General features: G+C 63.9%; 11 protein-coding genes. 5 read left to right on the plus strand and 6 right to left on the minus strand.

Features of this window, described 5'->3' with window-relative positions:
* Nucleotides 1-2: 2 nt before the first annotated feature.
* From lptA to kdsD, 4 genes are read right to left on the minus strand one after another with little or no spacing between them, the layout of a single operon-like run.
* Nucleotides 3-689 carry a lipopolysaccharide transport periplasmic protein LptA gene (gene lptA, locus NCR38_RS01435; RefSeq protein WP_061116898.1) on the minus strand — a complete coding sequence of 229 codons (687 nt, stop codon included), beginning with the start codon at nucleotides 687-689 and terminating at the stop codon, nucleotides 3-5.
* A 30-nt stretch (nucleotides 690-719) separates the two neighbouring features.
* On the minus strand, nucleotides 720-1322 hold the full coding sequence (lptC, locus tag NCR38_RS01440; RefSeq protein ID WP_061116899.1) for an LPS export ABC transporter periplasmic protein LptC: 603 nt from the start codon (nucleotides 1320-1322) through the stop codon (nucleotides 720-722).
* A gap of 3 nt (nucleotides 1323-1325) precedes the next feature.
* Complete coding sequence (locus NCR38_RS01445; protein WP_061116900.1) at nucleotides 1326-1865, minus strand: HAD family hydrolase; 540 nt, start codon at nucleotides 1863-1865, stop codon at nucleotides 1326-1328.
* The gene (kdsD, locus tag NCR38_RS01450) at nucleotides 1865-2848 is read right to left on the minus strand and encodes an arabinose 5-phosphate isomerase KdsD (RefSeq protein ID WP_250476249.1); all 984 of its coding nucleotides are present in this window, start codon (nucleotides 2846-2848) and stop codon (nucleotides 1865-1867) included. The genes NCR38_RS01445 and kdsD overlap by 1 nt, the downstream gene beginning before the upstream one ends.
* A 160-nt stretch (nucleotides 2849-3008) precedes the next feature.
* Here kdsD and NCR38_RS01455 point away from each other — a divergent pair, with 160 nt between their 5' ends.
* The 5 genes from NCR38_RS01455 to purU are packed head-to-tail and all read left to right on the plus strand — an operon-like array spanning nucleotide 3009 to nucleotide 7999.
* Complete coding sequence (locus NCR38_RS01455) at nucleotides 3009-5003, plus strand: monovalent cation:proton antiporter family protein (RefSeq protein WP_061116902.1); 1995 nt, start codon at nucleotides 3009-3011, stop codon at nucleotides 5001-5003.
* 56 nt (nucleotides 5004-5059) lie between these two features.
* Entirely contained in the window at nucleotides 5060-5626 is a 567-nt protein-coding gene (locus NCR38_RS01460; protein WP_061116903.1) for an adenine phosphoribosyltransferase, read from the plus strand.
* Nucleotide 5627: 1 nt separating this feature from the next.
* Nucleotides 5628-6239: a LysE family translocator gene (locus NCR38_RS01465; RefSeq protein WP_061116904.1), complete on the plus strand. Its 612-nt coding sequence runs from the start codon at nucleotides 5628-5630 to the stop codon at nucleotides 6237-6239.
* A 13-nt stretch (nucleotides 6240-6252) separates the two neighbouring features.
* Entirely contained in the window at nucleotides 6253-7098 is an 846-nt protein-coding gene (locus NCR38_RS01470; protein ID WP_250476250.1) for a DUF4743 domain-containing protein, read from the plus strand.
* A 31-nt stretch (nucleotides 7099-7129) separates the two neighbouring features.
* Nucleotides 7130-7999, plus strand: coding sequence for a formyltetrahydrofolate deformylase (gene purU / locus NCR38_RS01475; protein ID WP_061116906.1), 870 nt, complete (start codon nucleotides 7130-7132; stop codon nucleotides 7997-7999).
* A gap of 64 nt (nucleotides 8000-8063) precedes the next feature.
* Here the strand turns inward: purU and NCR38_RS01480 are convergent, their stop codons facing one another.
* Complete coding sequence (locus NCR38_RS01480) at nucleotides 8064-9155, minus strand: AI-2E family transporter (RefSeq protein ID WP_061117865.1); 1092 nt, start codon at nucleotides 9153-9155, stop codon at nucleotides 8064-8066.
* A gap of 110 nt (nucleotides 9156-9265) precedes the next feature.
* Nucleotides 9266-12139, minus strand: coding sequence for an excinuclease ABC subunit UvrA (gene uvrA, locus NCR38_RS01485; protein ID WP_250476251.1), 2874 nt, complete (start codon nucleotides 12137-12139; stop codon nucleotides 9266-9268).
* Between the last annotated feature and the right edge of the window lie 318 nt (nucleotides 12140-12457).

Raw genomic sequence — 12457 nt, forward strand, 5'->3', positions numbered from 1 at the left:
ATTCACTGCTGCGGCTCTCCCTGAATGCTGTTCGACGGCGAAAGCGTGGCGGGCGATCCGTTCAGCGGCGCGGCGCCGCCCGAGCGGGGCGCGAGCATCGCACGCACCCGGCCGCTCGGATTGCCGGGACCTGCCTGGTCCTTGCCCGCACTCGCCGTGTAGAAGTCCTTCTGGCCGTCATAGGTGATCACGCTGCCGCGCACTTCGTCCTGCACTTTCGTCAGGCCTTGCAGGCGGCGCACGACAGCGCGTGTCGTGAGCTTCGTGAAGTCGTTCTTGCCGTCGTAGTCGATGCGCACCGCGTTGCCGTCGATGTACTCGTCGAGGCCGTCACGCTTCTGGCGGAAATAGGCGAGATTGTTGCCGGTCGACGTGCCGGTCGCGTACTGATAACCCTGCGGGTCCTGCGTGACGTCCACGCGGTCGGCCTTGATGATGATCGAGCCTTTGGTCGCGACCACGTGGCCAGTGAAGACGTTCTTCTGGTTGAGGTCGTCGTAGGACATGTTGTCCGCTTCGATGTTGAGCGGCTTGTCGCGGTCGGCCTTTTCGGCGTGCGCGGGCAGCGCGGCCAGCGCAACGGCGATGGCCAGCGCGGCGGCGAGCCCGGCCCGCGCGGCGTGCGCGGTGCGGCACGCGAGCGTTGCGCGCGCATGGCCGCCATCGGGACGAGGGAACCTTTCGTTCATGCAGTCACAATTCGGATGGGAGTGCCGGGGTTACTTGGACGAGCCGCCGTTGATATCCGTGGCGGCGATTGCGCCGCGCACGTTACCGAAGAGCTTCATTACCCGGGTCACGTTGTTGTAGTTCATGCCAGAGGCCGTCATCACGGACGGGCCGCGCTGAAGTCTAACCGGTTTTTCCGTTTCGATGACATCGTCGTTCACCAGCACGCGAAAATGCTGGGAATCAGCCTGCATCTGCGGATCGCCGTAGCCGGCCGCGCGCAGGATGCGCGCGTCGTCATAGAGATCGACGATCGAGACATCGCCATTCACCGTGCCGCGCATGGCCGTCGCCGTGACGGTCGGCTTCATCGGCTGGAACATGCGCATCGCGGGCAGCGTCAGGTCGCTGATTTCGTTGTCTTCGTAATGCACCATCGACTTCGCCGTCAGACGATATTGCGTCGTGCCGGTGGCATCGAGTTCGGAAACGGAAAAGTCGTTGGCGAAGTAGTCGGGCGTGTGGCGCTTCTCCGGCGCAGGCGCCTGCTGTGCAGGAGGCAGCGTGGCTTGCAGCAGCCAGTAAGTGATGCCGGCGAGCGCCGCCATCGCGAGGAGCGGCAGGAGCGAGGCGAGCTTTCCCGGGCGCTGCATGCTTCAGCCTCCGAGCGCCGCGGCGAGCAGTTCGTCGTAGCGATGTTGCGCGCGCAGGATCGCGTCGCAGACTTCGCGCACCGCGCCGTGGCCGCCGCGCGCTTCCGCGACCCAGTGCACGCGCTGGATCACTTCCGGATGCGCGTTCGCGGGCGCGGCCGCGAAGCCACAGCGGCGCATCACCGCGAGGTCGGGCCAGTCGTCGCCCATATAGCCGCATTCGTCGGCCGCGATGCCGGTCGCGGCGAGCAACTCGGCGAGCGCGACGGTTTTATCGGCGACGCCCTGATAGAGATGCGTGATGCCCAGTTCGCGCGCACGCGCCGCGACGATGCCGGATTGCCGGCCCGTGATGATCGCCGTCTGCACGCCGACGGACTGCAGCATCTTCACGCCGTGGCCGTCGAGCGAATTGAACGATTTCATCGCGTCGCCGTCGCCGGTGAAGTAGAGGCTGCCGTCGGTGAAAACGCCGTCGACGTCGAACACCATCAGCTTGAGGCGGTTCGCGCGTTCGGCGGCGGTGGGGGGCTTCTGCGCCATCAGATTACCTTCTTGGAGAAGAGGTCGTGCATGTTCAGTGCGCCGATCAGCGTCGCATCGGCATCCACGACCAGCATCTGATTGATGCGATGGCGCTCCATCAGTTCCACGGCTTCGACCGCGAGATGATCCGGCGCGATCGTGCGCGGATTACGCGTCATGACATCGACGATCTTCAGTGCGCGGAAATCGCCGTCGCGCTGCAGGATGCGGCGCAGATCGCCGTCCGTGAAAATGCCGTGGACATGACGGTTTGCGTCGATGACGGCCGTCATGCCCATGCGCTTGTCGGTGATCTGAAAGAGCGCGTCCGAAACGGTCGCGTCGAGCGAGACCACCGGCACCTGGTCGCCGATGCGCATGACGTCGCGGACGTAGGTGAGCAGGCGCCGCCCGAGCGCGCCGCCCGGATGCGAGCGCGCGAAGTCGTCGGGACCGAAGCCGCGCGCATCGAGCACGGCGACGGCGAGCGCGTCGCCGAGCGCCATCGCGGCGGTCGTGCTGGCCGTGGGCGCGAGATTCATCGGGCACGCTTCCTTTTCGACGCGCGCGTTGAGATGCATGTCCGCCAATTGGGCGAGACTGGATTCGGGCCGACCGGTAATCGCGATCAGCTTCGCCCCGAGGCGCTTGATGAGCGGCAGAATGGCAACAAGTTCCTCGGTTTCGCCCGAGTTGGACAGCGCGATGAAGATGTCGTCGGCGGTGACCATGCCGAGGTCGCCGTGGCTCGCTTCGGCCGGATGCACGAAGAACGCCGGCGTGCCGGTGCTCGCGAGCGTCGCGGCGAATTTGCGCGCGACATGGCCCGACTTGCCGATGCCCGATACGACCACGCGACCGCGACAGCCGAGCAGCGTTTCGACCGCGTTCGTGAAGTTTTCGTCGAGAAGTTCGGAAAGCCCGCGAACGGCCTCTGCTTCGATCTGGATTACGTTGCGAGCCAGCGCCAGTGCCCGGTCGCCATTGATTTTCGCTATCATGCGCGGAGTATAGCAAAGGCGTTTTTCAGCCGCCCCGCCGGGAGCGCGCCGCGCCGCCGCCTATCCGCCCCCGCAAGCCCTGTCGTCAGGGGCCTTTTTAAGATGCCGGAGCGCCGAAGACACGCGCCTCGGAACGCTGACGAACGAGGACGCTAGACGGATGACCTCTCCGCTCGAAATGACGCTGTTGCTGCTGCTCTGCTCCGTGGCAGGCGTCGTCGTATTTCGCTATTTCAACTTGCCGCCGATGCTCGGCTATCTGACGGTCGGCATCATCGTGGGACCGCACGCGGCGGGCATCGCGCCGGATTCGGACCGCGCGCAGCATCTCGCCGAATTCGGCGTTGTCTTCCTGATGTTTTCCATCGGGCTCGAATTCTCCCTTTCCAAGCTGCGCTCGATGCGGCGCATCGTGTTCGGACTCGGCGCGAGTCAGGTCGCGGCGACGATCGCGCTCGCGCTGATCTTCGGCTGGATCGCGAATTTCTGGACCGAGATGTCATGGCAGGCGAGCTTCGCGCTCGGCGGCGCGATGTCCATGTCCTCTACAGCTATCGTCAGCAAGCTGCTCGCGGAGCGGCTCGAACTCGAATCGGAGCACGGCCGCAACATCTTCGGCGTGCTGCTGTTCCAGGATCTCGCGGTCGTGCCGCTGCTCATCATCATCGCGGCGTTCGGCAACGGCAAATCGTCGCAGCTCGCGATGTGGCTCGGCATCGCGGCAGTGAAGATCGTTGTCGCATTGACGGTCCTGCTCTTCATCGGCCAGAAGTTCATGACGCGCTGGTTCGATCTCGTCGCGCGGCGCCGCTCGCAAGAGCTGTTCATGCTGAACCTGCTGCTGGTGACGCTGGGCGCGGCGTTCATCACCGACAAGTTCGGGCTGTCGCTCGCGCTCGGCGCGTTCATCGCGGGGATGTTGATCGCCGAGACGCCGTATCGGCATCAGGTGGAAGAGGACATCAAGCCGTTTCGCGACGTGCTGCTCGGTCTCTTCTTCGTGACTACCGGCATGCTGCTGAATCCACGTGTGATCTGGGAGCATCCGTTTCTCGTGCTCGGCTTTTTCGTCGTGCCGATCCTGCTCAAGGCCGTGATGATCACCGGGCTCGCGCGCGCGTTCGGCGCAACGCCGGGCGTCGCGATGCGCACGGGTCTCGGCCTCGCGCAGGCGGGCGAATTCGGTTTCGTGCTGCTCAACCTGATCCTGGATTCGCATCTGGTCAACCCGATCATCCTGCAAGCGATTCTCTCCGCGATGCTGCTCTCGATGCTCGCCGCGCCGTTCATCATCCAGAACGCGGACCGGATCGTGCTGCGGCTGTCGTCGACGGAATGGATGCTGCAATCGCTGCAGATGACGAAGATCGCAACACAGAGCCTCAAGCAGAGCGGTCACGTGATCATCTGCGGCTACGGCCGCGCGGGGCAAAACCTCGCGCGCATGCTGGAGCAGGAAGGGATTTCCTACGTTGCGCTCGATCTGGACCCGGACCGCGTCGCGGCGGCCGCGGCGGCCGGCGAATCGGTGGTGTTCGGCGACGCCGGGCGGCGCGAGTCGCTACTCGCGGCGGGTCTGCATCGCGCGGCGACCGTCGCGATCACGTATGCGAACACGCCTTCCGCGCTGCGCGTGCTGCACAACATCCACGAGCTCGCGCCGACCTTGCCCGTGATCGTGCGCACAGTCGACGACGCCGATCTCGATAAGCTCACCGCCGCGGGCGCGACGGAAGTGATTCCGGAGATCGTCGAAGGCAGTCTGATGCTCGCGTCGCACACGCTCGTGCTGATGGGTGTGCCGATGCGTCGCGTCGTGCGGCGCGTGGAGGAAATGCGCGATGCGCGCTACAGCCTCCTGCGCGGCTACTTCCACGGCGCCGACGATGTCGATGACGACGATGGCCACGAGCAGGTCCGGCTACAATCCGTACCGATCGACGCGAATTCCGAGGCCGTCGGGCACTCGCTCGACGATCTCGGCCTCGTCGGCAATGGTGTCGAGGTGACCGCGATCCGGCGCCACGGCATCCGGGGCGTCGAACCGGACCCCGAAACCCGGCTGCGCGCGAACGATATCGTCGTGCTGCGCGGCCTGCCCGAAGTGCTCGCGCAAGCCGAGGAACGGCTCTCGCGCAACCGCCGGGCGGCGTAATCTCTTTTGTCACCAAGGCGAACGCGCGGCCTCACGGCGCGGACTCCGGAGAAGTCATGTCCATTACCCCTTCGAGCGCTCAGCTCGACGCCGCGCGTTTCATCAAGGAGCGCGTGCGCACCGTCGAAAACTGGCCGCAGCCCGGCGTGCAGTTCCGCGACATCACAACGATCCTGCAAGACCGCAAGGCGCTGCGCATGCTGATCGACCTGTTCGTGCAGCGCTATATCGACGAGAACGTCAACGTGATCGCCGGCATGGATGCGCGCGGTTTCATCATCGGCCCGATTCTCGCGTACGAGCTGAGCCTGGGCTTCGTGCCGATCCGCAAGAAGGGCAAGCTGCCGTACAAGACGCTGTCGCAGTCGTACGACCTGGAATACGGCAGCGCGACGGTCGAGATTCACGAGGATGCGTGCAAGCCGGGCGATCGAGTGGTGATCGTCGACGATCTCGTCGCGACAGGCGGCACGATGATGGCCGGCAAGATTCTGCTCGAGCGGCTCGGCGCGCAAGTGGTGGAAGCGGCGGCGATCATCGACCTGCCGGATCTCGGCGGCTCGAAGCTGCTGCGCGAGAACGGCGTGCCGCTCTATACCGTATGCGAATTCGGTGGACATTGAGATGCCCAACTTTCTGCTCTTTCTTGCCGCATCGGTCGCGATTACGGTTGCGCCCGGCCCGGACAATCTTCAGGTACTCGCGCGAGGCATTTCCCAAGGGCGCCTCGCGGGCGTCGTCGCCGCGCTCGGCTTCGCATTCGGCGTGATCTTTCATACGACGCTCGCCGCGCTCGGCATCGCGGCGCTGCTGCGTTCGTCGCCCGTCGCGTTTCAGGCGGTGAAGCTCGCCGGCGCGGCGTATCTCGTCTGGATCGGCATCAAGGCATTGCGCAGTCACGGTCTCGCGACCGCGCACACGCGCCCGAGCCAGCCGCTTTCGACCGTGTTCCGCCAAAGCGTGATCGGCAACATGCTGAACCCGAAAGTCACGCTGTTCTTCATCGTGTTCCTGCCGCAATTCGTCGATCCGCACGGCGCGCAAAGCGTGATGCTCCAGATGTTCGAGCTCGGCGGGCTGTTCATGCTGCAGACGGTCGTCGTGTTTTCGCTCTTCGGCATCGGCGCGGGGATGATCGGCGCGTGGCTGAAGCGCCGTCCGCGCGTCGGCGTGTGGCTCGACCGGCTCGCGGGCGCGACGTTCATCCTGCTGGGCATTCGCGTCGCCTTGCGTTGACCGGAGTGCCCGCATGACGCTGCCTGCCATCATTTCCGCGCGCCGTTTCGATGCTGCCGCGCACGCGCCCTTTTTCATCGGCGACGAGCGTGTCGGCTGGATTCGCCGCACCGACGTCGACGCGCTGCGCAGCTGGCCGGACGTTTTCGAGATCGACGAAGCAGCGGTTCGGCTGAACCCATCGCTCGCCGATGTGAACGCGCGCAGCGCCGCGCTAGGCGCGGTCATCGGCGCGTTATACGCGGAAGGCAGAATCCCCGGCTGGCGCGACGAAACCTACGCGGTCCGCAACGACTTCGACGCGCCGCCGCTCGCGTTCATCGAGCGTGCGGCGTCGCGCTTCTTCGGCACGATGACCTACGCGGTGCATCTGAACGGCATCGTAAAATATCGAGATAAGGCGCCGCAGTTGTGGATCGCGCGCCGCAGCGAGACGAAGGCGACCGATCCCGGCATGCTCGACAACATCGTGGCGGGCGGCATCGGCTGGGGGTTCGAACTGATGCCGACGCTCGTAAAGGAATGCTGGGAAGAAGCAGGCATGAGCGCCGGGCTCGCGCAAACCGCCGAGCGCGGCCGCACGTTCCATGTGCTGCAATCCTTGCCCGAAGGCACGCAGGCCGAGCAGATCTTCGTCTACGACGTTTTCCTTTCGCCCGATTTCGCGCCGCGCAACCAGGACGGCGAGGTCGGCGAGCATCGACTTGCGCGCATCGAAGACGTCGCGCGCTGGATCGAGGAGGGCGAGCTCACTGTCGACGCCAGTCTCGCGACGCTCGATTGCATGCTGCGCCGCCAGTGGATCGGGGAGGACGCCTGCGAAGGCATCGACGCGCTGTTCCATCCGCCGCCGCTCTGAATATCAAGAATCAAACGAACGAGGAAAGGTCATGTCGACCGAACATAGTTTCTACCTGAAGTTGTCGTGCCCCGACCGGCCGGGAATCGTGCATGCCGTGTCGGGATTTCTGTTCAATCTCGGCGCCAATATCCTCGACTCCGCGCAGTTCGGCGACAGCCGCACCGGCGAGTTTTTCATGCGCGTGCATTTTCAGGAGGTCGGCGGCGATCCTGGTCTCGACGCGCTGCGCAAGTCGTTCGCCGATCTCGCCGACGAATTCGGCATGCGCTGGGAACTGCATGACGCTTCGGTGAAGCCGCGCGTCGTCATCATGGTGTCGAAGATCGGCCACTGCCTGAACGATCTCCTGTTCCGCTATCGCACCGGCCAGTTGCAGATCGAGATTCCGGCGATCATCTCGAATCACAAGGATTTTTATCAGCTCGCCGCGAGCTACGACATTCCGTTCCATCATCTGCCGCTGCTGAAGGCGACACCCGATGCGAAGGCCGCGCAGGAAGCGCGCGTGCTGGAAATCGTCGATCAGCACGACACGGATCTCGTCGTGCTCGCGCGTTACATGCAGATTCTGTCGGCGAACATGTGCGAGAAGCTCGCGGGCCGCGCGATCAACATCCATCACTCGTTCCTGCCGAGCTTCAAGGGCGCGAAGCCCTACTATCAGGCGTTCGATCGCGGCGTGAAGCTGATCGGCGCGACCGCGCACTATGTCACGTCCGATCTCGACGAAGGCCCGATCATCGAGCAGGAAGTGGAGCGCGTCGATCACAACATGACGCCGGATCAACTGACGGCGATCGGCCGCGACGTCGAATGCGTGACGCTCGCGCGCGCGGTGAAGTGGCACGCGGAGCATCGCATTCTGCTGAACGGGCACAAGACGGTCGTGTTCCGCTAATCGTTCTTCAGACGCAAAAACGCCCGCGATGAATTCGCGGGCGTTTTCATTTGTGGCGGCCGGATCAGACGAGCCGCAGATAAATCAGCTCACGCTTGATATACGCATAGAAAATCGGCGCGGCGATCACGCCCGGAATGCCGAACGCGGCTTCCATCGCGAGCATTGCGAGAAGCAGTTCCCACGCGCGCGCCTCGATCTGGCCGCCGATGATGCGCGCATTCAGGAAGTATTCGAGCTTGTGAATGACGATCAGAAACGCGAGCGACGCGACCGCCGTGCCGAACGACACCGACAGCGAAATCCCGACGATGATCGTATTGGAGATCAGATTGCCGATCACCGGCAGCAGCCCGACGATGAACGTGACCAGCACGAGCGTCTTGGAAAGCGGCAGCCTTTCGTGAAAGATCGGCAGCGCGACGAGGAGATACAGCGCGGTGAAGACGGCGTTGATCGCGGAAATCTTGATCTGCGCGAACACGATGCGGCGAAACGCGTCTGCGAAGCGCGACACGCGTGCGATGAGCGCCGTGGACAGCGGCAAGCGGTGATGCGAGGGCCGCGGCGCGCTCACCGCGATGATCGCGCCGATGATCATACCGATCACGATGTGCCCGAAACCGCGCGCCATTTCCTTGCCGCCTTGCTGGAGCATTTCGGCGTGCCTGTGCATCAACTCGGTGGCTTTGTCCTTCATCTGGCCGGCATCGACCGGGAGATAGTTCGCGATCCAGTCCGGTACGCGCAGGCGCGCGCTCGACGTGATGGTCATCAACTGATCGAGCAGCTTTTGCAGGCTCGGCACGTCGTGTTCGAAATGTTCGATGGTGGCGACGGTGGCGCCCGTCAGCCCGCCGACGATGATGGCGGAAATCAGCCCGACCGCGATGAGCCGCGCGCCCTTGCTCACCACATGGCGCTCGATCACCGGCGAAATCATGTGTACGAGCTGGAACACAAGCATGCCGGCGAGAAGGCCGCCGAGCAGTTTCAGATCGAGCACCAGCCACATTGCGAAGAGCGCGAGGGCATAACTACCGATCTCCACCGCGGACAGCTTCGGCAAGCTCATGTCGCTCGTCAGCCTGACGTGCCGGGTGGGCAGGTCCCGTACACGCGCTTCTTCGTTGGCAGCTTCGTTGCGCTTCGGCATGACTGCGTTCCTTTCCCCTGCTGCGTAAGACGGTTATTCTTGCCGCGGCGCGCGCGGCGCATTCCAGCGGTCCCGGCTGGCGCGCCCGGCCGCGAGGCCCGGCCCGTGGTTCAGGCCGCCGATTTGGCCCGTTGCAGCAAGGGTGCCAGATATCTGCCGGTAAAACTCGACTTCGATTTCGCGACCTGTTCCGGCGTCCCCTGAGCGATGATCTGCCCGCCGCCCGCGCCGCCTTCCGGACCGAGGTCGATCACCCAGTCAGCGGTTTTGATCACGTCGAGATTATGCTCGATGATGACGACCGTGTTGCCCTGATCTCGCAGCCGATGGATCACTTCGAGCAGCAACGCGATATCGTGGAAGTGCAATCCGGTCGTCGGCTCATCGAGGATATATAGCGTCCGACCGGTATCGCGCTTGCTCAGTTCCAGCGAAAGCTTGACGCGCTGGGCTTCGCCGCCCGACAGCGTCGTCGCGGACTGGCCGAGCCGGATATAGCCGAGACCGACATCGAGCAGCGTTCTCAGCTTGCGCGCGACCACCGGCACCGCCTTGAAGAACTCGTGCGCCGCCTCGACCGTCAGATCCAGCACTTCGCTGATGTTCTTGCCCTTGTACTGGACTTCCAGCGTCTCGCGGTTGTAGCGCTTGCCGTGGCACACGTCGCAGGGCACGTAGACGTCCGGCAGAAAGTGCATTTCCACCTTCAGCACGCCGTCGCCCTGACAGGCTTCGCAGCGCCCGCCCTTCACGTTGAACGAGAAGCGGCCCGGATCGTACCCGCGCTCCTTGGCTGCCGGCACGCCGGCGAAGAGTTCACGGATGGGCGTGAAGAGCCCCGTGTAGGTGGCCGGATTCGAGCGGGGCGTGCGGCCGATCGGCGACTGATCGACGGCGATCACCTTGTCGAAATGCTCGAGACCTTCGATCGACTCGTACGGCGCGGGCTCCGTCGCCGAGCCGTACAGATGCTGCGCGACCGCGTGCTGCAGCGTGTCGTTGATGAGCGTCGACTTGCCCGAGCCGGAGACGCCCGTCACGCAGGTCAAAAGTCCGACAGGCAGATCGAGCGTCACGCGCTTCAGATTGTTCCCGTGCGCCTCGACGATGCGCAGCATGCGATCGTCCGGTTTGGTGCGCTCGGCGGGATAGCCGATGGTGCGCTTACCGGACAGATACTGCCCGGTGATCGAGTTCGCGTCTTTCTGCACCTGAACCGGCGTGCCCTGCGCGACGATCACGCCGCCATGTTCGCCCGCGCCCGGTCCCATATCGACGACGTAATCCGCCATGCGGATCATGTCCTCGTCGTGCTCGACCACGATCACCGAGTTGCCGATATCCCGCAGATGCTTGAGCGTGCTGATGAGCCGGTCGTTGTCGCGCTGATGCAGGCCGATGGAAGGCTCGTCGAGCACGTACATCACGCCGGTGAGCCCGGAGCCGATCTGCGACGCGAGCCGGATGCGCTGCGCCTCGCCGCCGGAAAGCGTTTCGGCGCTGCGTTCCAGCGACAGATAATCCAGCCCGACGTTGTTCAGAAACGAGAGCCGCGCGACGATTTCCTTGATCACTTTGTCGGCGATCTCGCCCTTCGCGCCCTCTAGGCGCAGCGTCTGGAAATAGCCGAGCGCATCGCGCAGCGGCCAGCCGCTGATTTCGTAGATGCCGCGCGCCTGGTCATTGGCGCCGACTTTGACGAAGCGCGCTTCGCGCCGCAGGCGCGTGCCTTCGCAAGCCGGGCAGGGCTGATTGTTCTGGTATTTCGCGAGTTCCTCGCGCACGGCGGCAGAATCCGTCTCGCGATAGCGTCGCTCCAGATTCGGGATGATGCCTTCGAACGCATGCTCGCGAACCGACGCGCGCCCGCGCTCATTGATGTACGAAAAGGGAATTGCCTGTTTGCCCGAGCCGTACAAGAGGATCTTGCGCACTTTCTCGGGCAAGTCTTCGAATGGCGCGTCGATCTCGAATTCATAGAATGCCGCGAGACTCTGCAGCATCTGAAAGTAGAACTGGTTGCGCCGGTCCCAGCCCTTCACCGCCCCCGCCGCGAGCGACAGCGACGGATGCGCGACCACACGCTTCGGATCGAAGAACGTGATCTGGCCGAGCCCGTCGCACTCGGGGCACGCGCCCATCGGATTATTGAACGAGAAAAGACGCGGCTCCAGTTCCGGCAGCGAGTACGAGCAAATCGGGCACGCGAACTTCGAGCTGAAGAGCTTTTCCTTGTCCGTGTCCATTTCGAGCGCGATCGCGCGGCCATCGGCGAGACGCAGCGCGGTCTCGAACGATTCCGCGAGGCGCTGCTTCATGTCCGGGCGCACTTTCAGGCGGTCGATCACGACGTCGATCGTGTGCTTGTCGTTCTTCTTGAGCTTCGGCAGGGAATCGACTTCGTAGATTTTCGCGACGCCCTCGTTTGCCGTGCCGCCGCCCGAGCGGATGCGAAAACGGATGAAACCCTGCGCCTGCATTTCCTCGAACAGTTCGACATGCTCGCCCTTGCGATCCGCCACCACCGGCGCGAGGATCATCAGCTTGGTTTCTTCAGGCAGGGCGAGCGCGGCATCGACCATTTGCGAGACGCTTTGCGCCTCCAGCGGAATCAGATGATCCGGGCAATACGGCGTACCGACGCGCGCGTACAAAAGACGCAGATAGTCGTGGATTTCCGTCACGGTGCCGACGGTGGAGCGAGGATTGTGCGACGTGGCCTTTTGCTCGATGGAAATGGCAGGCGACAAACCTTCGATCAAATCGACGTCCGGCTTTTCCATCAACTGCAAAAATTGCCGCGCATACGCCGAGAGGCTTTCCACGTAACGGCGCTGGCCTTCCGCATAAAGGGTGTCGAACGCGAGCGACGACTTGCCCGACCCGGACAGACCCGTGATCACGATCAGCTTGTGGCGCGGCAAGTCGAGATTGACGTTCTTCAGATTGTGGGTACGAGCCCCACGAATGCGAATTTCTTCCACGAGTTCGTTCCGGCGTTTTTTCGGATGCTTTCGGATGATTTCAGCGGCGCTTTCATCGGCCCGGACGGGCCATACAGCCATTGCCGGGCGGAAAGAGAGGGAACCAAACCTGCTACTATAACGACTTTTGAAGGGCGCAGCTCCCGGGCCCGAGGGCCGGATGCACGTCAATCGGCCGGCGCGGGGACTTGCAGGCCATGTGCGGAGCGAGCGCTGGCGCAACGAGCCGTACGCCCAGGCGATTCGTTCCATATAGTGCCGTTACGAGCAAGAACAAGGCGACCGCGCCTGCCTGCGCCGCAGGCCAGGCCCGACGCG

The organism is Caballeronia sp. INML1 (assembly GCF_023631085.1).
Lineage (GTDB): Bacteria > Pseudomonadota > Gammaproteobacteria > Burkholderiales > Burkholderiaceae > Caballeronia > Caballeronia turbans.

Bases quoted from the DNA above. Each gene is read 5' to 3' on its own strand.
- NCR38_RS01465 (WP_061116904.1), top strand. From the start codon at position 5,628: ATGCCCAACTTTCTGCTCTTTCTTGCCGCATCGGTCGCGATTACGGTT.
- purU (WP_061116906.1), top strand. From the start codon at position 7,130: ATGTCGACCGAACATAGTTTCTACCTGAAGTTGTCGTGCCCCGACCGG.
- NCR38_RS01455 (WP_061116902.1), top strand. From the start codon at position 3,009: ATGACCTCTCCGCTCGAAATGACGCTGTTGCTGCTGCTCTGCTCCGTG.
- kdsD (WP_250476249.1), bottom strand. From the start codon at position 2,848: ATGATAGCGAAAATCAATGGCGACCGGGCACTGGCGCTGGCTCGCAAC.
- NCR38_RS01480 (WP_061117865.1), bottom strand. From the start codon at position 9,155: ATGCCGAAGCGCAACGAAGCTGCCAACGAAGAAGCGCGTGTACGGGAC.
- lptA (WP_061116898.1), bottom strand. From the start codon at position 689: ATGAACGAAAGGTTCCCTCGTCCCGATGGCGGCCATGCGCGCGCAACG.
- NCR38_RS01460 (WP_061116903.1), top strand. From the start codon at position 5,060: ATGTCCATTACCCCTTCGAGCGCTCAGCTCGACGCCGCGCGTTTCATC.
- NCR38_RS01470 (WP_250476250.1), top strand. From the start codon at position 6,253: ATGACGCTGCCTGCCATCATTTCCGCGCGCCGTTTCGATGCTGCCGCG.
- lptC (WP_061116899.1), bottom strand. From the start codon at position 1,322: ATGCAGCGCCCGGGAAAGCTCGCCTCGCTCCTGCCGCTCCTCGCGATG.
- NCR38_RS01445 (WP_061116900.1), bottom strand. From the start codon at position 1,865: ATGGCGCAGAAGCCCCCCACCGCCGCCGAACGCGCGAACCGCCTCAAG.